This is a genomic window from Bradyrhizobium sp. 137, from assembly GCF_023074095.1.
Taxonomy (GTDB): Bacteria; Pseudomonadota; Alphaproteobacteria; order Rhizobiales; family Xanthobacteraceae; genus Bradyrhizobium.
This window is the reverse complement of the sequence record NZ_JADPKU010000119.1, coordinates 89,905-113,402: the sequence shown is the minus strand read 5'-3', so window position 1 is coordinate 113,402 and position 23,498 is coordinate 89,905. Positions and strand designations below refer to the sequence as shown.

Annotated in this window: 30 protein-coding genes and 1 pseudogene; 20 read left to right on the top strand and 11 right to left on the bottom strand. The window is 64.7% G+C overall.

All coding sequences use genetic code 11. The features are described 5' to 3' along the window. The first annotated feature begins 260 nt into the window (after positions 1-260). From minC to IVA78_RS30160, 4 genes are all read left to right on the top strand, one after another. On the top strand, positions 261-959 hold the full coding sequence (gene minC, locus IVA78_RS30175; RefSeq protein ID WP_247277291.1) for a septum site-determining protein MinC: 699 nt from the start codon (positions 261-263) through the stop codon (positions 957-959). A gap of 19 nt (positions 960-978) precedes the next feature. After that, positions 979-1,794 (top strand): septum site-determining protein MinD, encoded by an 816-nt coding sequence (gene minD, locus IVA78_RS30170; protein ID WP_247277290.1) that lies wholly within the window; start codon positions 979-981, stop codon positions 1,792-1,794. Further along, complete coding sequence (gene minE, locus IVA78_RS30165; protein ID WP_247277289.1) at positions 1,791-2,075, top strand: cell division topological specificity factor MinE; 285 nt, start codon at positions 1,791-1,793, stop codon at positions 2,073-2,075. The genes minD and minE overlap by 4 nt, the downstream gene beginning before the upstream one ends. Positions 2,076-2,247: 172 nt before the next feature. Then, entirely contained in the window at positions 2,248-2,433 is a 186-nt protein-coding gene (locus tag IVA78_RS30160) for a hypothetical protein (RefSeq protein WP_247277288.1), read from the top strand. Between the two features lie 20 nt (positions 2,434-2,453). On the opposite strand, the gene IVA78_RS30155 is transcribed toward IVA78_RS30160, so the two are convergent. Together IVA78_RS30155 and IVA78_RS30150 are read right to left on the bottom strand one after the other, a co-directional pair. Continuing rightward, positions 2,454-2,702, bottom strand: a complete 249-nt coding sequence (locus IVA78_RS30155; protein WP_247277287.1) for a hypothetical protein — start codon at positions 2,700-2,702, stop codon at positions 2,454-2,456. 113 nt (positions 2,703-2,815) lie between these two features. Next, entirely contained in the window at positions 2,816-3,208 is a 393-nt protein-coding gene (locus IVA78_RS30150; protein ID WP_247277286.1) for a hypothetical protein, read from the bottom strand. Between the two features lie 128 nt (positions 3,209-3,336). Here IVA78_RS30150 and IVA78_RS30145 point away from each other — a divergent pair, with 128 nt between their 5' ends. Then, complete coding sequence (locus IVA78_RS30145; protein ID WP_247277285.1) at positions 3,337-4,122, top strand: SDR family oxidoreductase; 786 nt, start codon at positions 3,337-3,339, stop codon at positions 4,120-4,122. Here IVA78_RS30145 and IVA78_RS30140 read toward each other — a convergent pair whose 3' ends face one another. Beyond that, on the bottom strand, positions 4,123-4,353 hold the full coding sequence (locus IVA78_RS30140; RefSeq protein WP_247277284.1) for a hypothetical protein: 231 nt from the start codon (positions 4,351-4,353) through the stop codon (positions 4,123-4,125). It lies immediately after the preceding gene. A gap of 371 nt (positions 4,354-4,724) precedes the next feature. Then, the gene (locus tag IVA78_RS30135) at positions 4,725-5,738 is read right to left on the bottom strand and encodes a hypothetical protein (RefSeq protein ID WP_247469115.1); all 1,014 of its coding nucleotides are present in this window, start codon (positions 5,736-5,738) and stop codon (positions 4,725-4,727) included. A 288-nt stretch (positions 5,739-6,026) separates the two neighbouring features. Here IVA78_RS30135 and IVA78_RS30130 point away from each other — a divergent pair, with 288 nt between their 5' ends. Next, positions 6,027-6,680, top strand: a complete 654-nt coding sequence (locus IVA78_RS30130) for a L,D-transpeptidase (protein ID WP_247277282.1) — start codon at positions 6,027-6,029, stop codon at positions 6,678-6,680. Between the two features lie 69 nt (positions 6,681-6,749). Here the strand turns inward: IVA78_RS30130 and IVA78_RS30125 are convergent, their stop codons facing one another. Both IVA78_RS30125 and IVA78_RS30120 read right to left on the bottom strand, forming a co-directional pair. Then, positions 6,750-7,178 carry a hypothetical protein gene (locus tag IVA78_RS30125; protein WP_247449176.1) on the bottom strand — a complete coding sequence of 143 codons (429 nt, stop codon included), beginning with the start codon at positions 7,176-7,178 and terminating at the stop codon, positions 6,750-6,752. 118 nt (positions 7,179-7,296) lie between these two features. Then, entirely contained in the window at positions 7,297-7,761 is a 465-nt protein-coding gene (locus IVA78_RS30120) for a MarR family transcriptional regulator (RefSeq protein ID WP_247277280.1), read from the bottom strand. Positions 7,762-7,862: 101 nt separating this feature from the next. Between IVA78_RS30120 and IVA78_RS30115 the strand changes: the two genes are divergently transcribed. The 5 genes from IVA78_RS30115 (at position 7,863) to IVA78_RS30095 (ending at position 12,211) form a co-directional block, all read left to right on the top strand. Then, positions 7,863-9,785, top strand: coding sequence for an FAD-binding monooxygenase (locus tag IVA78_RS30115; RefSeq protein WP_247449172.1), 1,923 nt, complete (start codon positions 7,863-7,865; stop codon positions 9,783-9,785). Between the two features lie 154 nt (positions 9,786-9,939). Then, a complete protein-coding gene (locus IVA78_RS30110; protein ID WP_247277278.1) occupies positions 9,940-10,902 on the top strand; it encodes an SH3 domain-containing protein in 963 nt (320 codons plus the stop codon). A gap of 169 nt (positions 10,903-11,071) precedes the next feature. Continuing rightward, complete coding sequence (locus tag IVA78_RS30105) at positions 11,072-11,350, top strand: hypothetical protein (protein WP_247277277.1); 279 nt, start codon at positions 11,072-11,074, stop codon at positions 11,348-11,350. 68 nt (positions 11,351-11,418) lie between these two features. Further along, positions 11,419-11,820 carry a hypothetical protein gene (locus IVA78_RS30100; protein ID WP_247277276.1) on the top strand — a complete coding sequence of 134 codons (402 nt, stop codon included), beginning with the start codon at positions 11,419-11,421 and terminating at the stop codon, positions 11,818-11,820. A gap of 70 nt (positions 11,821-11,890) precedes the next feature. Continuing rightward, a complete protein-coding gene (locus IVA78_RS30095) occupies positions 11,891-12,211 on the top strand; it encodes a hypothetical protein (protein WP_247277315.1) in 321 nt (106 codons plus the stop codon). 22 nt (positions 12,212-12,233) lie between these two features. On the opposite strand, the gene IVA78_RS30090 is transcribed toward IVA78_RS30095, so the two are convergent. Together IVA78_RS30090 and IVA78_RS30085 are read right to left on the bottom strand one after the other, a co-directional pair. Then, entirely contained in the window at positions 12,234-12,578 is a 345-nt protein-coding gene (locus IVA78_RS30090) for a multidrug efflux SMR transporter (RefSeq protein WP_247277275.1), read from the bottom strand. A 207-nt stretch (positions 12,579-12,785) separates the two neighbouring features. After that, positions 12,786-13,451, bottom strand: coding sequence for a class I SAM-dependent methyltransferase (locus IVA78_RS30085; RefSeq protein WP_247277274.1), 666 nt, complete (start codon positions 13,449-13,451; stop codon positions 12,786-12,788). 97 nt (positions 13,452-13,548) lie between these two features. Here IVA78_RS30085 and IVA78_RS30080 point away from each other — a divergent pair, with 97 nt between their 5' ends. Together IVA78_RS30080 and pdxY are read left to right on the top strand one after the other, a co-directional pair. After that, the gene (locus IVA78_RS30080; protein WP_247277273.1) at positions 13,549-14,181 is read left to right on the top strand and encodes a TetR family transcriptional regulator; all 633 of its coding nucleotides are present in this window, start codon (positions 13,549-13,551) and stop codon (positions 14,179-14,181) included. Positions 14,182-14,291: 110 nt separating this feature from the next. Continuing rightward, complete coding sequence (gene pdxY / locus IVA78_RS30075; RefSeq protein ID WP_247277272.1) at positions 14,292-15,110, top strand: pyridoxal kinase; 819 nt, start codon at positions 14,292-14,294, stop codon at positions 15,108-15,110. Between the two features lie 2 nt (positions 15,111-15,112). Here pdxY and IVA78_RS30070 read toward each other — a convergent pair whose 3' ends face one another. Beyond that, on the bottom strand, positions 15,113-16,414 hold the full coding sequence (locus IVA78_RS30070) for a hypothetical protein (RefSeq protein ID WP_247277271.1): 1,302 nt from the start codon (positions 16,412-16,414) through the stop codon (positions 15,113-15,115). A gap of 345 nt (positions 16,415-16,759) precedes the next feature. Between IVA78_RS30070 and IVA78_RS30065 the strand changes: the two genes are divergently transcribed. The 3 genes from IVA78_RS30065 (at position 16,760) to IVA78_RS30055 (ending at position 17,647) form a co-directional block, all read left to right on the top strand. Next, the gene (locus IVA78_RS30065) at positions 16,760-16,930 is read left to right on the top strand and encodes a Flp family type IVb pilin (RefSeq protein ID WP_247277270.1); all 171 of its coding nucleotides are present in this window, start codon (positions 16,760-16,762) and stop codon (positions 16,928-16,930) included. An 86-nt stretch (positions 16,931-17,016) separates the two neighbouring features. Continuing rightward, entirely contained in the window at positions 17,017-17,223 is a 207-nt protein-coding gene (locus IVA78_RS30060; protein ID WP_247297183.1) for a hypothetical protein, read from the top strand. A 169-nt stretch (positions 17,224-17,392) separates the two neighbouring features. Further along, entirely contained in the window at positions 17,393-17,647 is a 255-nt protein-coding gene (locus IVA78_RS30055; RefSeq protein ID WP_247277268.1) for a hypothetical protein, read from the top strand. Between the two features lie 92 nt (positions 17,648-17,739). Here IVA78_RS30055 and IVA78_RS30050 read toward each other — a convergent pair. Next, a pseudogene (locus tag IVA78_RS30050) lies at positions 17,740-17,935 on the bottom strand (helix-turn-helix domain-containing protein); the annotation flags it as partial. Between the two features lie 289 nt (positions 17,936-18,224). Between IVA78_RS30050 and IVA78_RS30045 the strand changes: the two are divergent. The 4 genes from IVA78_RS30045 to IVA78_RS30030 all read left to right on the top strand — a co-directional run bounded on the left by IVA78_RS30045 (position 18,225) and on the right by IVA78_RS30030 (position 22,338). Next, positions 18,225-19,631, top strand: coding sequence for an adenylate/guanylate cyclase domain-containing protein (locus IVA78_RS30045; RefSeq protein ID WP_247469113.1), 1,407 nt, complete (start codon positions 18,225-18,227; stop codon positions 19,629-19,631). A 113-nt stretch (positions 19,632-19,744) separates the two neighbouring features. Continuing rightward, positions 19,745-20,146, top strand: a complete 402-nt coding sequence (locus IVA78_RS30040) for a VOC family protein (protein WP_247469111.1) — start codon at positions 19,745-19,747, stop codon at positions 20,144-20,146. A gap of 252 nt (positions 20,147-20,398) precedes the next feature. Then, complete coding sequence (locus IVA78_RS30035) at positions 20,399-21,034, top strand: cell envelope biogenesis protein TolA (protein WP_247469110.1); 636 nt, start codon at positions 20,399-20,401, stop codon at positions 21,032-21,034. A 797-nt stretch (positions 21,035-21,831) separates the two neighbouring features. After that, the gene (locus IVA78_RS30030; RefSeq protein WP_247277264.1) at positions 21,832-22,338 is read left to right on the top strand and encodes a hypothetical protein; all 507 of its coding nucleotides are present in this window, start codon (positions 21,832-21,834) and stop codon (positions 22,336-22,338) included. Between the two features lie 144 nt (positions 22,339-22,482). Here the strand turns inward: IVA78_RS30030 and IVA78_RS30025 are convergent, their stop codons facing one another. Then, positions 22,483-23,280, bottom strand: coding sequence for a transglycosylase SLT domain-containing protein (locus tag IVA78_RS30025; RefSeq protein ID WP_247277263.1), 798 nt, complete (start codon positions 23,278-23,280; stop codon positions 22,483-22,485). Between the last annotated feature and the right edge of the window lie 218 nt (positions 23,281-23,498).

Here is a 23,498-nt window from a genome sequence, read left to right as displayed (position 1 = left end):
GTCCCCACATGCCGCGGTCATGCCCCCGCGCAGGCGGGGCATCCAATATGCCGCGGCCTGTCTAGCACCCACAACCATCTCGGAGTACTCGATCACCTGCCGCCGCGGGTGATGACAGCGGTGGGCTGGACGAGAGCGCCCGTCGGACGCGCGGCCGCGAGCCCGATGGATTCCACGTAGCTCCGCGGAGAAATTAACCGGCCATTAACCATATCCGCCGCATCGTTAACCATTCAATAATTGGGAACGAGTCGGCCGATATGGAGGCTGCAGTAAAAACTCAACGCCAAATGGTGCGCCTGCGGGGGCGCTCCTATGTGGCCTTCGTGTTCGTGCCGACCGTTCCGATCCTGGACTGGCTCCAGGAGATCGATGCGACGATCGCCCGCTCGCCGGGCTTCTTTGCCGGTCGGCCCGTAGTGATCGACCTGTCCTCGGTCGATCTGAGCCAAGCCGGCATCGGCCATCTCTTGACCAGCCTGCAGGACCGCAACATCCGCGTGCTCGGCATTGAAGGCGTGGAGGAGGCAAGGCTGACCCCGACGATGCCACCGCTGCTGTCGGGCGGACGCAGCTGTGTGGTCGAGCCGAACGCGCCCAAGAAGACCGAGACGAAGGCCGAGACCAAGCCGACCTCGCTGCTGCTCGAGGCTCCCGTGCGCTCGGGCCAGACCGTGATCTTCCCCGAGGGCGACATCACCATTCTCGGCTCCGTCGGCTCCGGCGCCGAGGTCGTCGCCGGCGGCTCAATTCACATTTACGGCGCGTTGCGCGGCCGCGCCATGGCCGGGGTCAACGGTCACACCAGTGCGCGCATCTACTGCCAGAAGATCGAAGCCGAACTGCTTGCAATCGATGGGTTTTATCAGACTGCCGACGATATCGACGCCGCCCTGCGCGGCCAGCCTGCCCAAGCCTTTCTGCAAGGCAACACCATGCGAATTACCGCGCTGAACTGACCAGAAGGAGATTTTTGAGATGGCTAAGGTACTGGTCGTGACATCAGGCAAGGGCGGGGTCGGCAAGACCACGACCACTGCCGCACTGGGGGCCGCGCTCGCGCAGCGCGGCGACAAGGTCGTCGTCGTCGATTTCGACGTCGGCCTGCGCAATCTCGACCTCGTGATGGGCGCCGAACGCCGCGTGGTGTTCGACCTCATCAACGTAGTGCAGGGCGTAGCCAAGCTGCCCCAGGCGCTGATCAAAGACAAGCGGCTCGAGAATCTCTGGCTGCTGCCGGCCTCGCAAACCCGCGACAAGGATGCGCTGACGGAGGAGGGCGTGGGCAAGGTCATCGCCGATCTGCGCAGCCGGTTCGACTGGGTGATCTGCGATAGCCCGGCCGGCATCGAGCGCGGCGCCTCGATGGCCATGCGCTTTGCCGACGAGGCCGTGATCGTCACCAATCCGGAAGTCTCCTCGGTACGCGATTCCGATCGCATCATCGGCATGCTCGATTCCAAGACGGTGCGCGCCGAGAAGGGCGAGCGCGTCGAGAAGCACATTCTCATCACCCGCTACGATCCCTCCCGCGCCGCGCGCGGCGAGATGCTGACCATCGACGACATTCTCGAGATCCTCGCCACGCCTTTGCTCGGCATCATCCCCGAGAGCCAGGACGTGTTGCGCGCCTCGAACGTCGGTACCCCCGTGACGCTGTCGAACGCGGACGGCGCACCCGCGCGGGCCTATATCGACGCGGCGCGGCGGCTGTGCGGCGACACCGTGCCGATGCAGGTTCCGACCGAGCGCAAGGGCTTCATGGATCGTCTGCTGCGACGGAGGGCTGCATGAGCATGGGTCTGCTCCGACTTCTGCGCGGCAACAAGGCCTCGTCTGCTCCCGTCGCTCGCGAACGGTTGCAGATCCTGCTCGCGCATGAACGAGGGATACGCGGCCAACCCGATCTGCTCGGGGTGCTGCGTGAGGAAATACTCGCCGTCGTGTCCAAGCACGTCAAGCTGGACCCGACCAAGGTCATCGTTCGGCTCGAGCGCGGCGACGACGTGTCGACCCTGGAGGTCGATATCGAGGTACCCAACGATTTCGAGCGCAAGCGCGTGGCGGTCGCGTAGGGGACGCGGCCGAAGACTTTCAATTGGGGTGGGTGAAGGCGGTCCGCCGGGCATGGCGGGCCGCCTTTGTCGTGAGGTAAGCGGAACGGGTCGCACGGCGAGATCGTTGTGGGAGACCCGCGCAGCGCCGCCGAGCCGGGCGCCGCGGTTTCCTTCAAACGGGAGAGCGCCCATGATGTCCGAGCTCCAGGTCCACACCGTCGCGCGGCAGATGCTGGAACAGCATGGATTCGCTGCGATTGCGAAGGCCGCCGAGCAGGCGCAGGCCTGCGAGGGCCGCGGCGAGGCCGAAGAGGCCAAGGAATGGCGTCACATCGCCGACGCCATGAAGATCATGCGCGGTCCGCACCAGAGCTGACGACTTAAGCGCGGACGTACTCAACGCTCGCCGTGATCGGTGGCTTGCGTCGAACGTCGATTCTGCGTCTGGGGCTGCGCCCGCTCGCCTGTGGCTTTGCAGGGAAGGGGTTCCCACGAGCCGTCCGGCGCCTGCTGATAGGCAGTACAGGGCGACGAAGTGGATTTTTCCTCGCTTCTCTGGGCGTCGGAATTCTTCGCCAGCACGGGCGCAGTCAACACCGTGGCGGCCGCAATCGCGCCGGCGAAAACGAAATGGATACTCCGCATGAGGGCTCTCCGGTTCGAATTCGAAGAGGCCGCATGCTGTGGAGAATTGTGACGATTTTTGGTCGGGAGCGTCGGCTGTTGGGAGCGTGCTTAACGCTGCAACAGCCGCCTTGTCAGCCGCCCTTGCTGCGGATCAATCCGGCGAGGTTGGTCTTCTGGGCCTCGCACCAGCCGGGCATGCCGAGGCGGCGCTGGTCCATGTCGGTCGCCTGGGTGGCGACGGCGACCTCCGCCATCAAATCATCGTCCTGCTTCTCGCCCATCTTGCCGCCGGTGTGCATCCAGGCGATCGCCTTGCGCACCTTCTCGGTGGTGCCATCAGGCAGGTGCATCTGCTGCGCCTTCTGCACGAGGTCCTGATAGACGAGATCCGTGTTGGGGCACTCGACCTTGGCGGCGAAGGCCTGCAACACCATCGTCACATAGGTCGACCGCGGCGGCGCGTCGGCCGCCTGGGCCGGCACGGCCAGCAGCAACAAGCCCGTCATCAGAAAACCGGTGCGCATCCTTGGTATCTCCTCCGTTTTTTGAGAGGCTAGCGTCCGCCGCGCTGCTCCGCAATGGTGCCGGGAGGCCATTGTCGTTCCTCGGCGCGGCGCGCTAGATTGGTCGTCCGCCGGCCCCGGAACGCGACATGAGCCTGTTCAGCACGCCATTCGATCCCGCACGCGACACCGCGCTCGTCACCGGCGCGGGCAACGGCATCGGCCGCGCGATCGCGCAGGCTCTGGTCGGCGAGGGCGTCCGGACCGTGTTTGCCGATATCAATGCCGAGCGGGTGAGGGTCGCGATCAGCGCGAGCAAGAGACCCGAACTGGCGGTGCCCTGGATCGGCGATCTCGCCAGGCTCGAGGCATGCGATGAGCTGCTGGCCGCGGCGCAGGCAGCGCTCGGGGACATCACGCATTTCATCCACAGCGCGTCTCCGCCGCGGCGAGAGGCGGACCATGCGCTCGCGGTCGATCGCCAGACCTGGCAGCAGATGCATGCCGTCAATCTCGATGCCGGCTTTCATCTGGCGCGCGAGATCGCGACACGGCTGATCGCCGCGAAGCGGCCGGGCTCGTTCCTGTTTCTCACCTCGCTGCATGCCGGCACGCCGCGCAACCTGCCGCACTATTCGACGGCGAAGGCGGCAATGGCGATGCTGGTGAAGGAGCTCGCCAAGACGTTCGGCCGCCACGACATCCGTGTCAACGCGCTGGTGCCCGGCGCGATCGCAGCCGGCGGGTTCGTCGCGGATGCCTCGCTGGCGCGGCACATTCCGCTCGGGCGCCTCGGCGAGGCCGATGACCTCGCACCGATGGCGCTGACCGTCTTGTCGAACAAGCTGTCCGGTTATGTCACCGGCGCAGCGTTCGTCGTCGACGGTGGATTGTCGCTGACGAATTGGTTCGAAGCGCCAGTGGTTGACGTATAGCTAGCGCTGCCACGCAGGGACGGGATCGAGCGGCGTGCGATAGACCTCGTTGTGATCGCGGTCCGTGACGCGCACCGAGCAACCCTTCTGCTGGAGCTCCGGCTTCACCTGCGACAGCTCGGTCGCCAATTGATCGGCCCGATCGGAGGCGACCTCGATGTCTTCGAGGATGATTCCACCCTGGTTCTTGAACTCTTCACCGACCACAAGATCGAAGGAGTAGTAAGGCATCCGAATTCCCCGGTGTGACGACCCAAGTTTGAAAAGCAAGTCTTCAACGGAAGTCTCGACACATCCGGCATGGTACCACTGAGTCGATCGTTTCGAATGAACCGGCCGCGCAATCTCTGTGCTTATGGCGCAGAAATGATGTGCAGCAAGCGGGTTCATTAAGAATTTATTAAATATGCGGCGTGATCATAAAGCATCGAATTGCAACAGAACCGGGCTCCGGGAACCGGCAGTTGCAAGAGAAGGCCGCCGGCATAGATCCCGACGGCCTTTTCTCTTCAGCGGAAGACACGCAAAGCATCGCTTCCCGTAATCGTCCGGACTCGTCGACTCGGACAGCGTAGGCGACGTTGCGACGCTGTGGTGTCGCGCTAGCGCAGCGGCATTGGCGGACGTACGACAGGTCCATCGTCATCGGCTACGGCTTGCGTCGTCGCAACCGGCGGCGGGACCGCGGCAGCCTGCGATGGCGGCGGAGGTGCAAGCGGTGCTGGCGTATAGGCCGGCATGTAGGTCTGGCTAACGGCCGGCTTGGGCTTGCGAACTGGCGGCGTCGCAGGCCGCGGCGGCAGCGCAGAGGTGCGGGCGCGCGGATCGGCCGGCTTGGTCTCAACAGCGACGGGCCTGGGCGCAGGCGGCTTCGCCATCTCGCGCGCCATCTGCTCCTGTCCGGCCTTCAGCTCGGCGATGTTGGCCTTGAGCTGCTCGATCTGCTGCGCCATCGCGGCGAGATCGTTCGTCATCGACTGCATCGACTGCATCGATTGCGCGGTGTCGGGCTGCGCTGTCGCGGGCGCGGCGGCAAGCTGGGTTGCAGGCGGCGTCGCAGATTGCTCCGCCGTTTGTTCGGCTGCCGCTGGTGCTGCGGGCGGGGCGGCCTGCGCCGCGGCGACGGGCGTCGTCTGCGACGTCGAAGACATCAGCGACGTCGAAGGCATCAGCGACGCCAATACCGGCGTCCATTCGGCGAACATTTGCTTTGCTGTGTCGCCATGCTTCTCCCAGGCAATCGCGGCAGCCGCGCTGCCTCCCGCGAACAGGAACGTGACGAACGCACCGCGCAGCCACTTGCCGACCGCGGATCGCTTCCGATGGCCGGCACCATCGCTGGCCGTCACGCGAACCGCCGTGTCGACTGAAGGTGCCGCGGCGGGTTTTCCGTAGACGACGTTGATGGTGGGCTCCGGCGCACGCGCCTGACTCGGAGCGAACTTCGGCTCCGGACGGCGCGCGAGCTCCGGCGCCAGCGCCGGTGCCGCGCTCCCCGGGCGCGAGTCCAGCACGATCTCGGGAGAAATCTGAACCGAGTCGTGCGGATCGTTGTCCTTGACCAAGTCCTTCACGATCTCGTCGACGATTTGCTTGCTGTTCAGCGTCGCCAGCATCGCAGCTCCTTTGAAGCCCAGATGTTTAAAGCCTTGGTCGTCCGCATTGGCGCGAGCCGATCATCTGTTGTGGTGGGCCCATCCCAAGTCCCAGGGAGCACGAGTCCAGCCGGGTTTGACCAAAGCAAGGCAAGGAGATGGAGATGATGCGACGCTCTCCTGCCGTTTGTGGTGATGGAACCCGCCTTGTCGAACACGTGGAATTGTTCCGCGTTCGCCTTGTTTTTTGCACGATTTTGACAGCATGTAGTGGCGCTGGGGGTGATATCCCGCTATCGGGGGCCAGCGGTGCCAAGATCTTTAATCGTTCTATTCGTTGCTGCTCTGCTGCCGCTCGGCGGCTGCATGCAGACGACTCTCTCCCCGTCGACCGACGCGAGCATGACACCGCGCGACCGGCAGCTGCTCGCGCATGTGCCTTACGCGAAGGCGAGCGTGCCCGAGCAATATCTGCGCCACATCGTCGACTACCATCGCAAGGAGCAACCGGGGACCATCCTGGTCGATACCGATGCGCGCTATTTGTATTTCGTGCTGCCCGAGGGCAAGGCGATCCGCTACGGCGTCGCGGTCGGCGAGGAAGCCATGGCGTTCTCAGGCGTCGCCCGCGTCGGCCGCCTGGCGGAATGGCCGGACTGGGTTCCGACGGCGGATATCCAGGCGCGGCTCGGGCCATATCCGGCGCGCGTTCCCGGTGGTCCGGCCAATCCGCTGGGGGCGCGGGGAATCTACCTCTATGTCGGCAACAAGGACACGCTCTACCGCATCCACGGTACCAATCAGCCCGAATATATCGGGCAGGCGATCTCTTCGGGTTGCATCCGGATGCGCAACGAGGACGTCATCGATCTCTATGAGCGGGTGAAGCTCAATTCGATGGTCGTGGTGCTGCCGCCCGGGCAGAACGCGCAGGCCGAGACGGGCACGCGCTGGCGCAGCTGAGGGCTGACCGATCGGTCGCTTCTGTCGCTCGCGATCATTGCCAGCAATCCGGCGACATGGGGCGTCGCGCTATTCCGGCCTGGCGATCCGCCATTGCAGCGTCGTGGCATTGCCGTTGGCATCGCCCGGCGCCTTGTCGGCGGGCGAGGTGTAGAGCGGGCGATAACGGTAGGCCCACATCTTGCTGCCGTCGTTGCGGTTGATCACGGTGAAATCGCCGACGGCCTTGGCGTCGGCGGTCGCGGCGAGCGGAACCCAGCTCTCGGTGCACTTGCCGTTGCAGTTCGATGTCTTGCCGGTGGTGTCGCGCTCGTAATAGTAGAGCGTCATGCCCCTGAGATCGACCAGCTTGGGACCTTGCTTGGTCAGGACCACCTTCGCCGGCGCGATCGTCGCCTCAGGTTTCGGCGGAGGCGGAGAGTCGCCGCCATGGCCGTTTGCGAGCGCATGACTTGCCGAGAGCGCGATCGCCGCGGCCGCAACAACGAACCTGAACATCCGAAACCCCCGAGCCGCAAAGTTAACCGCGCGTTAAACGCCGAACGGGCCGACCGTAGCAGCCGAACGTTAGTTCCAAGTTTCGCGGCGCTGCGACAATACGTACAAAACGACGGGCTTATACCTCCACATCGCGCAGCGGCGCGCGACTGAGCTCGTTGCCGGCGGCAATCGCCTTGCGCAAGAGCCGCATCAGCTCCTCGCCTTCCTTCGCGGTGAGGCCGCGCAGCATGATGCGCTGCGCAGACTCGACGGCAGGCGTGATCTTGCGCAGCGTGCGCCGGCCTTCGTCGGTGATCTCGAGCTCGCGCGCGCGGCGGTCGCGGCTGGACGGGCGGCGCTCGGCAAGGCCCTTCTGCACCAGGCGATCGATCACGCCGGTGATGGTGGTGCGGTCGTAGGCGATCAAACCCGCGAGCGTCACTTGATCGAGCCCCGGATTGGCCTTGATGGTCGCGAGCGCGGCATATTGCACCGGAGTGAGATCGAAGCCGGCATCTGCGACTTCAGCCAGGAATACCGCGACCGCGATCTGCTGGAACCGGCGCGCCAGATGCCCGGGCATGTGGTTGTTGTCTTTCACTGAATTCTCCGTTTGGCAGGGACGGGGTCCGGTCATTTGACAAGTATACTGATAGTCAGCATACTGAGCAATATCCAAAGAAGCTGGCGGGAGAGGTGCTCATGCAATTCCATCTGAATGGATTTCAGCCGGGCGATCCCGAGATTGCGGATCCCGCCGAGCGCGTTCAAGCCTCGGGTGCAGCGGGCGCGGTGCCTGAAGAGGTCGATGTCCTCATCGTCGGCTGCGGGCCCGCCGGCCTCACGCTCGCCGCCCAGCTCGCGCAATTTCCGGATATCAGGACCTGCATCGTCGAGCAGAAAGCAGACCGCCTGCTGGTCGGCCAGGCCGACGGCATCGCCTGCCGCACCATGGAGATGTTTCACGCCTTTGGTTTCAGCGCGCGCGTGCTGAAGGAGGCCTATTGGGTCAACGAGACGACGTTCTGGAAGCCGGACGAGCGGCAGCCCAAGACGATCGTCCGCAGCGGCCGGGTCCAGGACGTCGAGGACGGGCTGTCGGAATTTCCGCACGTCATCCTCAACCAGGCCCGCATCCATGATGGCTTTCTCGACGTCATGCGGAAATCGCCGGCCAAGCTCGAGCCGTATTACAGCCGGCGCGTGCTCGATCTCGATGTCGATCCGGCCGCCGGTGCCGGCGATTATGCCGTGACGGTCCGCCTCGCCCGCGTCGATGCCGGAAGCGAGGGCAAGATCGAAACGATCAAGACGCGCTATGTCGTCGGCTGCGACGGCGCGCGCAGCACGGTACGAAAGTCGATCGGCCGGGAGCTGCACGGCGATTCCGCCAATCACGCCTGGGGCGTGATGGACGTGCTGGCGGTGACAGACTTCCCGGATATCCGCTTCAAGTCGCTGATCCAGTCCGCGAAGGACGGCAGCTTGCTGATCATCCCGCGTGAAGGCGGTTACATGGTCCGCCTCTATGTCGAGCTCGCCAAGCTCGAGATCGGTGAGCGCGTCGCCAATCGCAACATCAGTGCCGACGACGTCATCGCCAAGGCGCAGCGGATCTTGAGGCCGCATACGCTCGAGGTGAAGGAGATCGCCTGGTGGTCGGTCTACGAGATCGGCCAGCGCCTCACCGACAAGTTCGATGACGTGCCGGACGCCGAGATCGAAACCCGCCAGCCACGTATCTTCATCGCCGGCGATGCCTGCCATACCCACAGCCCGAAAGCGGGGCAGGGCATGAACGTCTCGATGCAGGACGCCTTCAATCTCGGCTGGAAGCTCGCCGCCGTCCTGCGCAGGCAGTGCGCCCCAGGCCTGCTGCATTCCTATTCGGCCGAGCGCCAGGCGGTTGCCAAGGAGCTGATCGACTTCGATCGTGAATGGGCGGGGATTCTCGCCTCCGCCGCGAAGGCCGGCGGTGCCGATGCGGCGAGGACGCAGGACTATTTCGTCCGGCACGGCCGTTACACGGCCGGGACCGCGACGCATTACCGTCCCTCGCTTCTCACCGGCACGGCCGCGCATCAGCATCTCGCGGCAGGTCTTGTGATCGGAAAGCGCTTCCACTCCGCGCCGGTGATCCGGCTGGCGGACGCCAAGCCGGTGCATCTCGGTCATGCGGCGCAGGCCGACGGCCGCTTCCGCATCTACGCGTTTTCGCCTGCGGAAGATCCCGCCGCAGCGGGCTCGGCCATTCGCGCCCTGTGCAATTTCCTCGCCGAAGCCAGGGCGTCGCCGATCAGGCGATACACGCGGGTCGGCGCCGACATCGACAGCGTGATCGACCTGCGCGCTATCTTCCAGCAAGATCATCGCGAGCTTGCCCTCGAGGCGATGCCGTCGCTACTGCTCCCGCGCAAAGGCCGCTACGGCTTGATCGACTACGAGAAGATGTTCTGTCCCGATCTCAAGAGCGGCAACGACGTCTTCGCCATGCGCAGCATCGACCGGAAAGCCGGCTGCATGGTCGTGGTGCGGCCGGACCAGTATGTCGCGCATGTGCTGCCGCTCGACGGCTTTGCTGCGCTTGCGTCGTACTTCGACGCCGTCATGTTGCCGGCGAATTGACGGCCCGGCTGCGCGCCGGAGCGCTGTGGCAATGAACGGCGAGTGAATATTGAACCGCGCGCGGTGTGCATTTCGATCTTTCGACCCGTGCGACCACCGTATGCGGAACGCCCGTTCCGCTTGCGCGTTCCGACTGGCAGAGGAGGAACACGCCATGAGACTCAAAAGCGTTTTACTTGCCGCATTGCTGCTCGCCCCGACGGCCGCGCTGGCCGCGCCGGGCATCGTCACCGTCTCGACCGGCCTGCGTGCCGGACCGGGCACGGGCTTTCCCTTGGTCGACCGCATCCCCGGTGGTGCCCGCGTCAACATCCATGGCTGCCTGCGCGGCAATGCCTGGTGCGACGTGAGCTTCTCCGACGATCGCGGCTGGGTATCGTCGCAATATCTCGAATACCTCTATCGCAACCACTACGTCTATCTCCCCGATTATGTCGAGGAGATCGACGTGCCCGTCGTCCCCTTCGTGTTGACCTCGTATTGGTCGAACTACTATGCGGGACGTCCCTGGTATCGCCGCCAGGCCTATTGGAATAATTACTGGACTTCGCATCAGCGTTTCGCGACGCGGATGACGCTTGATCCACGTGCGGCCCGTATCGGCCGCGCGGCAACGCGCGATGCGGCGATCGCACTCGAGCGCAGCGGCGTGCACGCCAGGGGTAATGTCGCGGTCACCGGACGGGATGCCGCCGTCGGGCGGCCCAATGCAATCGCCAAGCGCGACGCCGCGGTTACGATCGACCGGACCCGCGCCGCGCGGAGTGAGCGCATCGCGAATGAGCGAACCGTCGTGCAGAGCCGGAGTCCGCGCGACGCGCAGGCGCGCATGATGCACGACCATGCTGCGAGCCGTGCCGCCGTGCGCGCGCAGCCGATGGCGCGCGCCCATGAAGTGCCGCGCGTGTCGGCCGCGCCTGCAGCCCGGCCCGCGATGCCGCACGTCGCCCAGCCGAACGTCAGCCACGGCTCGCCGATGAATGCCCGAGCGCAGATGCCGGCGCCGCGCGCGGCGGCACCTGCGATGCCGCACCCCGGCGGCGGCGCTCCGCACATCAATGCGCCGCGTGGTGGCCCGCCAGCGGGCGGCCCCGGTGGCGGCCATCAGAAGCACTGACGTTGCTTAGGAAAGCCCGGCCCTTGCGCCGGGCTTTCTGCTTGTCGGACCCAGGTTCTCTGCGCATACAATTTAAGGAAGTTTTTCGCGAGCAGATTTCATCGATCGTAATATATCTACTCAAAGCTGTAAGCATCCACTCGGGGCAGCGGGGCACGGGAGGATGACGATGAGACAGAGTCAGGCGGAGACGCGCCGCCAAAATGTCGCGAAGCGGTCGATGACCAAGGAGGCCAAGCAGCTGTCCAGCCTGATTGCCGGACTGCGCAAATCTCTCGAAGCGATCCACAAGGAACGGGCGAGCGCAAAGCTCACCGGCGCCGAGATGGGCATGCTCGACGAGCGCCGCAACAATCTGCAGCTCACGATCGCAGCCCTCGACGATCGCCTGTCGGCGGTGCAGGGGCTGATCAATCTTGGCCGGCCGCACATCATCCGGGTGCACTAGCGACGCTCGCGCAGGCGCTATCGGTTCCGTGACAGTCGTGACGGCGCCGGGGGACGATTCGGCACGATGTGACGACGCGCCTGCGGCGCTGCACGCTTGGCGGCAAGCAAACCCGCAACAGCAGAAGCGCATCCCTGATGCGGCGCGCGCTCATCTTGTTACCGGGCTGCGAGCGCGCCGGCGCCGTACTGTCTGCGGATGGCACCAAATTGCCACGCTCCTGGCGAATTGCCGCCAAAGCCCGCTGCCACGAGAGGGGCGGGGTGCAGGGCAACGCCAGGGGATATGCATTGGCCTACAAAATGGTCGCAGAACGCGACAACGAGAAGTATAGCTTCGCCCGCGAGAGCCGGCTGCTCATCGTGGCCAAGGCCAGGGTGTGGGCCAGCGAGGGGTGGCAGGTCGTCATCACCGATCAGGACGGCAAGGCCTATGCGCCGCCCGAATTCGATCAGTTGTCGGCGGCGTGACCGCAAGGCGGTCCAGGGGACAATGTTGATTTCGCTGTTTCGACCGGGGCGCGGCTTGATCGCGCCCTTGATGAGTCTTGCCGCCGGCGCCGTCCTGACGGCGACGGCTGCAGCCGCGCAGAACCTTGACGCCGGCAAGTCACCCGCAAGGCTCTTTGCCGACGGTTGCGCGAGCTGTCACCGCACCCCACGGGGCCTTGCCAGGGGACGCTTCAGCCTGACGTTGTCCTGGTTCTTGAAGGACCACTACGCAACCAGTTCCGATTCCGCCAAGGCGCTCGCCGCCTATCTGGAGTCGGTCGATGGGCCGCCACCCCGTAATGCGGCCAAGCCTGGCGCAAAACCGCCGCGATCCGCGCAGCGTCCGCCCAAACCGGTGCAGGGCCAGTAGCGCGTGCCGGGACTGCCGGGCGTCAATGCACCGTCGTCTCCGAGAACAGGTTGATCACCACGACGCCGGACACGATCAGGGCGATGCCGACGAAGGCGGCGCCATCGAGCATCTGGCGGAATAGCACGAAGGACACCGTGGCGGTCAGGATGATGCCGGCCCCGCCCCAGATCGCATAGGCGATGCTCAGGGGGATGATGCGGATTGCCGCCGACAGCGCATAGAACGAGGCGACATAGAACAGCACCATCGCCAAGGTCGGCCAGGGTCGCGTGAACTGAGCGGATTGCTGCAGGAAGGCGGACGCCGTGACTTCGAACACGATGGCAAGTGCGAGCGCCGCGTAAGCATTGAAGGCGGAGGTCATGAGCCTCTCGGCGTAAGAAAGATTCTGTGCGGTATACGTCGAGCCCCCTGGAACGGGCTTTTGCCGTGAGCAGGTAACACGCGTGAGTGACGAACCTGCGACACCGATTGGAATGCGGACAGGACGATGACGCGGCCGAGGCAACACGAAGCCGCCGCGCGATCCATCGCGTGGCGGCACGAGATGCCGCGGTGCGTCGACACGGCGTCAGTTGATCCGCACCGACAGCTCGACGTCTTCGGCAAAGGCCGTGGACATGTAGCCGTTTCCGGGCTTGCGCACACGCGCCAGATAGTCGGGGCTGTCGTCGGCGTTGTCGGCGACGATGATCGCGCCCGGCCTGAGATGGCCTTCGAGCAGATCCAGGATATCCGAGTAGAGCGCCTTGGCACCATCGAGCAGCACGAGGTCGATCGTATCGGGCAGATCGGCACTGAGCGTCTTCAGCGCATCGCCCTCGCGGATTTCCACGAGGTCGATTACACCGGCGGCCGACAGGTTGTCCCGCGCCCGCGCTGCCTTGGACGGCTCGAACTCACTGGTGATGAGGCGGCCGCCGCCATTGTCACGCAGAGCTGCGGCAAGATGCAGGGTCGAGATGCCGAACGAGGTGCCGAACTCGACGATTGCCCTGGCGCGGGAGCTGCGGGCCAGCATGTAGAGCAGGCTGCCGGTCTCGCGCGAGACCGCGAGCGGAGCGTCCCTCAGGCGTCCATAGAGGTCGCGGTAAGCGGTCTTGCTGCGCATCATCCGCGCCCGGTCGGCATCGGACAAGTCGGCGATAGCGGCCAGCGTTGCGCTGCTTGCAGCTTCGGCCTCGTCGAACAGTCGATCCAGCAGCGGCGTAAGCGATGTGGTGGTTGGGGTGGTCATTTGGCGTCTCCAGAGTTCGCGGCGAAGCGCGTGCTTGCGCGGAGACCGAAATACGACTAATTCGTCGCATTTCCTATTCGCATTGCTCGCAGGCACCATGGCCGACCGTCGAAGTCGTTCAATTTCCTCGCGAAAACAGCCGCAACAGGCCCGCTCCACCGGGCTGGTGGCGGCCATCCTGGATGCCGCTATTCAGGTCTTGGCGAAGGAGGGGGCGCAGCGTTTCACGACGGCGCGGGTGGCGGAGCGGGCCGGGGTGAGCGTTGGATCGCTCTACCAATATTTTCCGAACAAGGCGGCGATCCTGTTCCGCCTCCAGAGCGACGAGTGGCGGCGCACCAGCGAGCTCCTGCGCGGCATCCTGGCGAACCGGGCGAGGCCCCCGCTGGCGCGGCTGCGCGCATTGGTCCATGCCTTCATCCGCTCCGAATGCGAGGAGGCTGCGATCCGCGTCGCGCTCAGCGATGCCGCGCCGCTCTATCGCGACGCGCCGGAGGCGCAGGACGCACGGGCGGCCGGCGAGGGCATCGTCGCCGCCTTCATGCGGGAGGCGCTGCCCAAAGCCTCGGATGCGACGCGCACCCTCGCCGGCGAGCTGATCGCGACGACGCTCAGCGAGGTCGGCAGGAGTTTTTCGGAAGAGACGCGGAGCGAGGCGGAGATCGCAGCCTATGCCGATGCCATCGCCGACATGTTCTGCGCCTATCTTACAAGGCTGGCGCGGCGCTGAGGCATTGCCGGCACGTGGTGCCGCAATCCTGTAGCTAGGATGGAGGTGCGCTCTATCTCGGCTATGATTGCTGCACTTGCCTTGCGTAGTATTTGCCCCTACGGACTCTGATGCTCGTCATCTCCATTCAAAGTCAGGTGGTCCACGGCCACGTCGGCAACAGCGCGGCTGCCTACGCCGTGCAGGCGGAGGGTGTGAATGTCGCGGCGGTGCCGACGACGCTGCTGTCGAACCATCCACGCTATCCGAGCCTGCGCGGGCGGGTGCTGGAGACCGAGCTGGTCGCCGATCTTCTCAGGGGCGTAGAAGAGCGCGATCTCGTCGACGAGGCGGCCGTGGTCGTCACCGGCTATCTCGGCTCGCCCGGCAATGCCGCCGTCGTTGCCGATTTCGTCGAGCGGGCCTTGGTGCGCAATTCGAAGCTCGTCTATCTCTGTGATCCCGTGATCGGAGACGATGGTCGCGTCTATGTCGCCGATGGAATTCTGGACGTGCTCCGGCGCCGGCTGCTGCCGGCCGCGAACCTGACCACGCCAAACCGGTTCGAGCTCGAGCTGCTTGCGGGCCTCACGATTGCCGATGCGCAGGACCTGCGCGCGGCCTGCGCGGCACTCGCGGGACAGGCCGGCCTCGACGTCGTCGCCACCGGCTGCACGCTGGCGGACACGCCCGAAGGACAGTTGGAGACGATCCTCTGCGCCGAGGGCCATTTGTCGCGCTTTGCCACGCTGCGTCTGCCGATCCGGCCCTATGGCACGGGCGACCTTCTCACCGGCCTGATCGCGGCGCATCTCGCCAAGGGGCTGACGACGGAGGTGGCAGTGCGGCTGGCAGTCGAAACCATCTTTGCGGTGCTGGTGCGCACGCAGGAGGCCGGCACAGCCGAGATGCGTCTCGTGCCGCTGCCCACGCCGGCCCGCAAGCCGTAGCTTCAGGTCGCGCGTTTGCCGGCCGATTGCGCCGCCTTCTGCGATTTTGCCGGGCTCTTCTGCTCACGCATGGCCTGTGCTTTGGGCGGCTTTGCGTGGGCCGCAGCGCGCACTTTGCTGGGCTTCGCGTTGGCGGCTTCCTTGCGCTCCGCCGTGCCCCGGCGCGAGATGTATTCCTGGCCGTCGATCGGGCCGACATGCGGCGGATCGCGGCCGAGATAGGGCCGGCCGATGCCGAATGCCTTGCCGTTGGCATCGACCCACTTCCACAGGATTTCAGTCGAGACCCAGCGCTGCGCGCGATTGCTACCCTGGGTGCTGACGATGTCGGCGGCCATGCCGTGCCCGTAACCACCACGCGTGCTGCCGCCGTGATAGGAGCGGTCGGAGGCGGCCTTCAGGCCGCTCGCGATCGACTGGCGATAATCGTCACGGAACGCGCTGGTGATGCCCGGCGAGAGGCCGGCGGCTTCGGCGGCGAGCAGCGTCCGAAACAGCTTTCGCTTGAAGCTCTTGTCCATGCCGCCGATGACGTAATCCATCATCGACATGCCGGCATGCTCGGCCGCCTTGGGATCCTTCCAGCCGAAATCCTCGTCGACCAGCTTGGTGAAGCTGCGCATCACGGTCACCGTCTTGCCCTTGCGCTTGACGGTGACGGCGCGGCGTTCCTGCACCTTGATCGAATCCTCCTTAGGCGTGCGCTGGTAGAGCGCCCAGAGATAGCGATCGATGCAGGCGTCCACGACGAAGCATTCGTCGAGCACGGCGACGGTGTCCGCGGGTGGCGACGCCTTGCTTGCAACGGGGGCGGATCCGCTCGCGATCGTGGCGGGGGACAACGCGTCCGTGGTCACGATCTCGGTGGGATCGGCAGATGCGAGTTTGAAGGGCTCTGGCGCCGGCGCAGGCGGAGCCTCGCTGACGCTCGGTGCTGGTTCAAGCGAAATTTGAGGCGCGGGCGGCTCCGCCGACAATATCAGCGCGGGATCGGCCGACGCGAGCTGGACGGCGGGGGCAGGTACCTCCGCCTCCGGCGTGGCTGCCGCTTCGATCGTTACGAGGCTCGCCGCAGCCGCCGCAATGTCGGCGGTCAAGGCGACACCGTCCTCGATGGTCGCAGCGCGCGGGACGTCGGCGAGGTCGAGGCGACCGAGATCCTTCGCGCGCGAGACGGCAGCCGCATTGGCGCCGCTGTTCTCGATAAGGGCTGGCGCGTAGGCCGACAGGGAGAGCACCAGCCAAGCAGCGAGAACAGCGGAGGGGCATGAGACCGCCACAAGAAGAGACCGCCGATCATTCATGATCCCTGCCTCCAAACGTTCTGTTCGAACCAGTCTTGTTCGAACAGTCATGATGCCAACAGACTTGATGCAAACAGTCTTGCACGGAAAGGCACGCAGCACGTCAATTGTTCGGAAGAGGGTGTGGCGGCGCAATGGCGTAAATCAACGAAAACGGGCTTTTCGAAGAGGTGTTGCGAAGTTGCAACGCGGGTTCCATGGCGGCCGCATGTGCGGCTGCGACGGAATGCCTGCAACCAGCCGGTTTGTCGTCAAATTGAGCGAACCCCATTTACTCAATCTTGGATTGCTTTAATGCACTTTTCGCGGGCCCGCAATTTCTGGTAGCAATAGGAAGGCACGTCAGTGAAGTTGAAATGCAAATGGGCCGAATTCGTCGCCAATGAATCCGGCGCCACTGCGATCGAGTACTGTCTGATCGCGGCCGGCATCGCACTCGCGATTATCGAGATCATCTATGCGCTCGGCACCAACCTTGTCGCAAAACTGCAATCGCTCGCGACCGCGCTGAAATAGGCGGTCAAGGGGTTCGCGATCGGCTGTTTGACAAGACGCCTGGCGCTTCGCGGCAACTTTGCGCACGGCCGTGCGTTGATCGGCCCATGAGCACGCATTCCTCGCTTCGTCCCATGGACGACTTCGATCCCACCGAGCCCGCCATCCTGCACGATCGTCTGTCCGACACGATCATTACCTGGACCGCCGAACAGGCCGATGACTACCGGAAGGCCAGCCGGCCACGTGAGGATGGAACCGTAGCTTGGAAGGCCTACCTCTTCGATGGTTGGGGCAACGTGCTCGGCGGCTGACCTCCGCCCGCAAAGCGCGATGGCCCGGCCGGCGTGATTCGGCCAAGACTTTGTACGCATTAAGCATATCGCCATACGCTGCGTGCGCTGTTGCAATGCAACAGCGGATGTCGCAATGCAGCATGACGCGCTTAAATGTGCTCGGAATCTTCCATCAGGAGCATCACCAATGAACAAGAAGACTTTGACGATCGCCGCCACCGTCCTGACGATCGCGGGCGCGACTTCGGCTTTCGCCGCTGAGCTGCCGACCTATGAGGCCAACGGATTTCCGGTCTCGCCCTTGCAGGTGCGCGTCCTCGGTGCGGCCCATGTCGAGCAGCAGGTCGCGGCGCCCACGACGGTTGCTTCAGTGCACCAACTGAAGGTGCTCAGCCCCCACAAGGTCAAGACTGCGGACGTCACGACGGGCGCAGCCCGCTGAGTTGACATCGCATGAAGGGCAGGCGGGTCTCGCCGCGCGCGCCATCCGCCCCCTCGTGCGACCATGAACGACGAAATTGGACGCGCGCGCAGGCTCGACGGCGAGCGGCCGAAGAGTTCGGCGAGCGGCGTTGAAGCGGCGCAGGCAGCCGAAGCCGGCCTGGAACGCGATCTCAGTTATAGTGTGATCACCGGCATCGAGCAGGCGCTTGGCGCGTTGCACGCGCAGCGTCTTGGCAAGCGGATGCGGCGTGGCGCCGACCTTGCGCTCGAACAGCCGCGCCAGATGGCCGCGACGCAGCACGCATCGCGGCGCTGTTCACCGATGACGCCGAATGGATCGCGCCGCAGGGCAACGCCACCGCAATCGCGCTCGGTCACACCGACCACTTGGTGGGCGCGCGAAGCGATAGCGGCGGGGATGGGGAAAACAAGGGAAATCCGGCCTTTGCCGGGCTCGGCAAACTCCCATCATCGTGACGCAGCAATTGACGACGATGGCTTGCGCTCCTCCTTACCCGGCATAGGTAATCGGAAAGCGGATGTCCGCGTCACCCCCTTCCATGTAACATCACGGCATGAGCGAGATCGAAACCCTGTTCGGTGTCCTGCGCCAGTCGGCCGACGCGCCCGTCGTCGACATGCTCGAGCGCATGATGCGGGAGGGACCGGACCATGCCCTGTGCAAGATCAATGCGCTGCATCTGGCAAGGATGGCCAATCTCGGCGAAGAGCAGGTGATCGCGGGGCTGCTGCATGCGGTCGGGCTCGGCATCCTCGAGATGACCTGGAGCGTGATGTGCCCGAGCTGCGCCGGCGTGCTCTCGGCCAACAAGAGCCTGAAGACGGTCAACAGCCCGCAATATCACTGCGCCTTCTGCGCCGCCGGCTATGAGACGACGCTCGACAATTTGGTCGAGGTGACCTTCGCGGTCAGCCCGCGCGTGCGCAGGATCGCCGCGCACAATGCCGAGGAGCTGCCGCTCGCCGAATATTACCGCCAGGTGTTCTGGAGCTCGGCGATCGAGCTTCCGCCCGACCTCGACGGCCTGCTTCGCGAGCTGACCCTGGAATCCGTCGACCTGCCGCCGGGCGAGCGCGCCATTCTCTCGCTGCAAGTGCAGCCGGGCATGCTGATCGTGTTCGATCCCGTGACCCACACCGCACAGTATATCGAGGTGAAGGGCGAGGAGACGGCCGAGCGCCAGACCCTGTCGTTAATCTTGAACAGGACCGAGGTCCCGGTCGACGCCGTGAGCCTGCGCCCGGGCCCGCTGCGGCTGACGCTGGAGAACCGCACCGACGGCCGCGTACTGCCGGCGGTGTGGGTGATGAACCAGCGGCTCGATGATCTCCTGACCCGGCGCAAGCCGAGCCTCACCGCAAAGCGCCTGCTCACCAACCAGACCTTTCGCGATCTCTATCGCACCGATACGCTCGCGATCGGCCAGCGCCTCAAGATCCTCAGCCTGACCTTCCTGTTCTCGGACCTGAAGGACTCCACCGGGCTTTACGAGCATGTCGGCGACCTCGTCGCCTTCGATCTCGTCAATGAGCATTTCCGCCTGCTGCAGGAGATCATCGCCTCCGAGCAGGGCGCGGTGGTCAAGACCATTGGCGATGCCGTGATGGCGACCTTCGAGACGCCCGATCGCGCCATCGCCGCCGCGATCCGCATGCGCGAGGCCATGAGCGAGCTCGGCGCCCAGCGTCAGCACCAGGGCCTGCTGCTCAAGATGGGCATTCACGAGGGCTCGTGCCTCGCCGTCACCCTCAACGGCCAGCAGGATTATTTCGGCCAGACCGTGAACATCGCCTCCCGCGTCCAGAGCCTCGCCGTCTCGCGCGCGATCGTAGTGACGGAGGCGGTGGTCGACAACGCCGAGGCGCGGACGCTGCTGGAGGCCGGCGGCCTCAACCCGACGCGTCGCAGCGTCGCGCTGAGCGGGATCGCGGACAAGGTGTCGGTGTACGAAATCCCGTAAGACCGTCGCCCGGCGCGCAAGCGAAATCCGGGACTGCACCTGCGGCGCCATCCCGGATTGCGCGACGCTCCATTCGGGCTACGCTCGCTGCGCAACCGCGCAACGAGTCCATCATGACCTTCCTCCTCAACATCGACGTCCCCGACGTCGCGCAAGCGACGACCTTCTACACCGAAGCATTCGGCCTGACGGTCGGCCGCCGCTTCGGCGCCGACTTCGTCGAGCTCTTGGGTTGGCCGGCGCCGGTGTATCTGCTCACCAAGCAGGCAGGCACAATGGGCGCCGGCGGCGATCGCCGCCGCTACGCGCGGCACTGGACGCCCGTGCATATCGACGTCGTCGTCGATGATGTCGATGCCGCCGTCGAACGCGCGCTGCGCGCCGGCGCGATCCTCGAGGTTGCCGCAAGGGATGCGCCCTATGGGCGGATCGCGATGCTGGCCGATCCGTTCGGGCACGGCTTCTGTTTGCTGGCGTTCAGCGAGCGCGGATATGACGCGCTGCTCGGGGCTTAGGTCGAGCGGGGCGGAGCCCGTCAAAACAAAACTGTGAAAACAACCCCATGCACAGTAGAAAACATGAGGGATTTCAGAGTTCTGCGAGTCCGAATATTTTTCCCATCGGGCGAGCAGGGCACGTGCCACCGATGCTCCGGACCGACTTCGGCGATCCCGAATAGAGTTTGACTCGTCGGGCAAAACAGGGGCAGACTGGCATGATGGCGCCGGTGCGACGGAAGCTGGTGCGTCGCCAGGCCGTGGGGCGAGATGCCAAAAAAACTCAAAAGAAAACTGAAGTCCTATCAGACTTCGCTCGGCTTCTACGACCAGGCGGTCGCCGCGCCCTCGATGAAGGCAGCGCTGGAGGCGTGGGGCGCCAGCTCCAACCTGTTCCATCAAGGTGTGGCGAAAGAGACCGACGACCCCGACATCGTCGCCGCGACCATGGCAAGCCCCGGGGTTGTGCTCAGGCGTCCGGTCGGCTCGGACGGCCCGTTCACCGAAAGCGCCGAACTGCCGACTGACCTCGGCGACGGCGAGGCCAGGCCGAAACGTAAACCCAAGCCAAGCAAGCGTCCGGCCAAGACGGCAAAGACACCGTCCCGCAAGATTGACGATCGACAGGCGCGCGAGGCCGCCGCGGCGTTCGAGAAGGAAGAGCGGCGGCGCGAAGCCGAGCGCAGGAAAGAGGAGACCGCCCGCGCCAAGGAGCGCGCACGCCGCGACAAGGCGGTCGCGAGCACGCAGGCGGCGCTGGACAAGGCGAGGCGCGAGCACGAGGCTCGCACCGAAGAGATCGAAGCCGAGCGGGCTGCCCTCGATGAACGTGCGGAGGCGGAGCAGAGCCGGTGGGACAAGCAGAGGATGAAGCTGGAGGAGGCGGTGCGTCGGGCGCGGGAGTAGGCGGCTGGTGGCGGAGCGGCCGGATTCGCCAAAGCCGGCAGCGGGCGTTCGAGCAGGTCGAAAACGAATTAGGCTTGCCTTGCTTTGCGTCCTTGCGCACTCTGGCGGGAAGGAGGCCAACGCATGAAGACAATGACCGCCGCGTGTGCGCTCGGAACGGCCCTGGTGCTGTGCAGCCTTGGAACGTCAGGTGCTGAAGCCCGGGCGCGGAAGGCGCAAGCCGTTCGTGAACCCCAGCAGAGACTTATCGTCACGGCGCCCGTGCTCAGGCCAACGCCGTGGGATTACTATATCGTTCCACGATATCGCTATCGTCCTGAAGACGACCGGGTCGATCCATACGGCCCGCCACTGGTTTCGTCGTGGGTCCGCTATGAGGGATGGCGGTGGCCATACTGGTGGTGAACAACCATCAGATTCTGCGGCATGTGGTGATCGGCCATCGACGGACGCAGAACTGACCGGCTTGCGGTCGGCGGAAAACGCCGCCGATGATAGGCCGCGCGCCGAATGCGCGGGCACAACACCCGGATTTCGCCACGCGCGCTCCGGGCCACGCTCACACAACCGCTTATTTCTCGCTCGACAGCTCGAGTCCCTGCGCACCTCCCATCTCCGCCACCCGCGATCAGAACAGGTTGAGCACGTCCAGGTTCAACATCGCTGCGTGCGACGTCAGCGATTAGGAAAATGGCAAACCTGAGACTGTCAAGGATTCATTGAGGTAGAATGACATTTATCCCCGTAATAAACCCAATGCTGTTAAGGGTTCGGGGTGCGTATTGGGAGGATCAATCATGGCAAGTGTTGAACAATTGCGCAGACGGGACGGAGTGAATCTGGTCCAACTCGAAGCGGACATTGCGTCGGTACGCTCGGGAAGCTCTATTACTTCCATTGCTCTGCCTGATTACGTCGAGCACACCGCGGGCGTGTCGCGCGTCGGCGCGCTCAGTGCAGAGGCGGTCATCCGCGACTACGAGTCTGCTGCAAAAGAGATCGAGGCCATGGGCACCGAGTTGATCGACGCCGCGCACAAATGCGAGGCGCTGACAGCCCAGGTCCATGATGCGATCGCGTTCATGCGAGAGACGGCGGCGGGGTATCGTGAAGAGGGACGGAGGATCTTCAAGCGCATCGAAGAATGCGCGCTGTTCACCGAGGACGTCCGCAAGACTTGCGAACAGGTCAAGCGTAGAATGGCCGAAGTCTCGGTAGGCCCGTCTTCCGATGAGGAGCTTGCGCCGCAAGAGCCCGAGTTGAGCGGGATCGCCGGACAGGTGACGATGAGCGAGATACGGTGAGGCGCGCGTAGAGCGTAGTTCGTAGGATGGGTCGAGCTCTTGCGAAACCCGTCGTCGCGCGCAGCGTCGTTAGTATCGCTTCCGCTCGTCGAGTTACGGCGGACAAGTCGCTCCGCCCATCCTACGGTCTGCGAAACGCATCATCTAATCGCCGTCATCCGCCGCAAGGCGCTGAAACTGCCGCTTCATCGCGTTGACCCTGGCGACGTAGCTTGCGACGAGGTGATCGCCGCAGCGCTCGCCGGCCAGCATCTGAAACTTGCGGCGCGCATAGGCTGTGGCGGGACCTGCGCCGCAGAGATGGATGAAGGCGGCCAGATCCTGCTTCTGTTGCGCGCCTGCCTTGAGATCGCCCGCGAGGGTGAGAACCAAGGCCACTTGGCGGTCCAGATACACCGATGCCAGCTCGACGGCATGGCTCGGGATCGCGCGGATGTAGAAGCTGTTGAACCCGCAAGCCGTCTCCGTGACTGCGTTGCCGCGGACACAGAACCGGGCCGCTTCAGCGAAGGCGGGATCGGTCATCTGGTAGAGACCGACGGCGCTGGAGGCCGGCCGGTAGATCGCGAGCGGATTGAAGCTCCATCGCCAGCGCCAATAGGTGCGCGCGACGGGATTGCCGGAACTTTCGACCTGCGCCAGCGCAGCCAGCAATTCCGGCGTGACGACAGCGGTGGAATAGGTGCGGAAGAGCGACCCGTAATTCGCCCACGTCTCCGCCGGCTCCTTGTCGAGGGCATGTCCGAGAAGGACGAACAACTCGGTCGGCTTGCGGATCAACTGATAGGCCATGTTCAGAAGCGCGATGGCCGCAAGCAGGATTGCGACGCCAGCCGCGATCCGAACCATCCGCGGTGATCGCACGAACGTCTTGCGCATCCACCGGGCGCCTCGCCGGAGCTTGCGAAGGCGAGAGAGGAGGCGCTTGCTTTTCTTTGGCATGCCGTTTCGGGAGTGCGACCAGCGCAGATGATGGACTTGGTTAATGCAATCTAGGCTATTTGTTTGAGCATGATCTTTGCGGAAAACCGCTGCGCACTTTCGCTCGCGGCTCCATGGCGTCAACATCAGCAAGGCGGAGACCGTCAACGGATTCGGAATCGCATCCTCTCTGACATCCACGATCGAAGGTGCCGGATCATGAAGCGCAGCACAGGTAC

What these genes read in the sequence shown, in the direction of transcription:
- IVA78_RS30095 (WP_247277315.1), top strand. Translation starts at nt 11,891, where the DNA reads ATGAGTCTTGCCGCCGGCGCCGTCCTGACGGCGACGGCTGCAGCCGCG.
- IVA78_RS30025 (WP_247277263.1), bottom strand. Translation starts at nt 23,280, where the DNA reads ATGCCAAAGAAAAGCAAGCGCCTCCTCTCTCGCCTTCGCAAGCTCCGG.
- IVA78_RS30145 (WP_247277285.1), top strand. Translation starts at nt 3,337, where the DNA reads ATGAGCCTGTTCAGCACGCCATTCGATCCCGCACGCGACACCGCGCTC.
- minD (WP_247277290.1), top strand. Translation starts at nt 979, where the DNA reads ATGGCTAAGGTACTGGTCGTGACATCAGGCAAGGGCGGGGTCGGCAAG.
- IVA78_RS30160 (WP_247277288.1), top strand. Translation starts at nt 2,248, where the DNA reads ATGATGTCCGAGCTCCAGGTCCACACCGTCGCGCGGCAGATGCTGGAA.
- IVA78_RS30125 (WP_247449176.1), bottom strand. Translation starts at nt 7,178, where the DNA reads ATGTTCAGGTTCGTTGTTGCGGCCGCGGCGATCGCGCTCTCGGCAAGT.
- IVA78_RS30035 (WP_247469110.1), top strand. Translation starts at nt 20,399, where the DNA reads ATGCCAAAAAAACTCAAAAGAAAACTGAAGTCCTATCAGACTTCGCTC.
- minE (WP_247277289.1), top strand. Translation starts at nt 1,791, where the DNA reads ATGAGCATGGGTCTGCTCCGACTTCTGCGCGGCAACAAGGCCTCGTCT.
- IVA78_RS30105 (WP_247277277.1), top strand. Translation starts at nt 11,072, where the DNA reads ATGAGACAGAGTCAGGCGGAGACGCGCCGCCAAAATGTCGCGAAGCGG.
- IVA78_RS30085 (WP_247277274.1), bottom strand. Translation starts at nt 13,451, where the DNA reads ATGACCACCCCAACCACCACATCGCTTACGCCGCTGCTGGATCGACTG.
- IVA78_RS30115 (WP_247449172.1), top strand. Translation starts at nt 7,863, where the DNA reads ATGCAATTCCATCTGAATGGATTTCAGCCGGGCGATCCCGAGATTGCG.
- minC (WP_247277291.1), top strand. Translation starts at nt 261, where the DNA reads ATGGAGGCTGCAGTAAAAACTCAACGCCAAATGGTGCGCCTGCGGGGG.
- IVA78_RS30090 (WP_247277275.1), bottom strand. Translation starts at nt 12,578, where the DNA reads ATGACCTCCGCCTTCAATGCTTACGCGGCGCTCGCACTTGCCATCGTG.
- IVA78_RS30140 (WP_247277284.1), bottom strand. Translation starts at nt 4,353, where the DNA reads ATGCCTTACTACTCCTTCGATCTTGTGGTCGGTGAAGAGTTCAAGAAC.
- IVA78_RS30030 (WP_247277264.1), top strand. Translation starts at nt 21,832, where the DNA reads ATGGCAAGTGTTGAACAATTGCGCAGACGGGACGGAGTGAATCTGGTC.
- IVA78_RS30060 (WP_247297183.1), top strand. Translation starts at nt 17,017, where the DNA reads ATGAGCACGCATTCCTCGCTTCGTCCCATGGACGACTTCGATCCCACC.
- IVA78_RS30110 (WP_247277278.1), top strand. Translation starts at nt 9,940, where the DNA reads ATGAGACTCAAAAGCGTTTTACTTGCCGCATTGCTGCTCGCCCCGACG.
- IVA78_RS30070 (WP_247277271.1), bottom strand. Translation starts at nt 16,414, where the DNA reads ATGAATGATCGGCGGTCTCTTCTTGTGGCGGTCTCATGCCCCTCCGCT.
- IVA78_RS30040 (WP_247469111.1), top strand. Translation starts at nt 19,745, where the DNA reads ATGACCTTCCTCCTCAACATCGACGTCCCCGACGTCGCGCAAGCGACG.
- IVA78_RS30150 (WP_247277286.1), bottom strand. Translation starts at nt 3,208, where the DNA reads ATGCGCACCGGTTTTCTGATGACGGGCTTGTTGCTGCTGGCCGTGCCG.
- IVA78_RS30080 (WP_247277273.1), top strand. Translation starts at nt 13,549, where the DNA reads ATGGCCGACCGTCGAAGTCGTTCAATTTCCTCGCGAAAACAGCCGCAA.
- pdxY (WP_247277272.1), top strand. Translation starts at nt 14,292, where the DNA reads ATGCTCGTCATCTCCATTCAAAGTCAGGTGGTCCACGGCCACGTCGGC.
- IVA78_RS30135 (WP_247469115.1), bottom strand. Translation starts at nt 5,738, where the DNA reads ATGCTGGCGACGCTGAACAGCAAGCAAATCGTCGACGAGATCGTGAAG.
- IVA78_RS30045 (WP_247469113.1), top strand. Translation starts at nt 18,225, where the DNA reads ATGAGCGAGATCGAAACCCTGTTCGGTGTCCTGCGCCAGTCGGCCGAC.
- IVA78_RS30055 (WP_247277268.1), top strand. Translation starts at nt 17,393, where the DNA reads ATGAACAAGAAGACTTTGACGATCGCCGCCACCGTCCTGACGATCGCG.
- IVA78_RS30155 (WP_247277287.1), bottom strand. Translation starts at nt 2,702, where the DNA reads ATGCGGAGTATCCATTTCGTTTTCGCCGGCGCGATTGCGGCCGCCACG.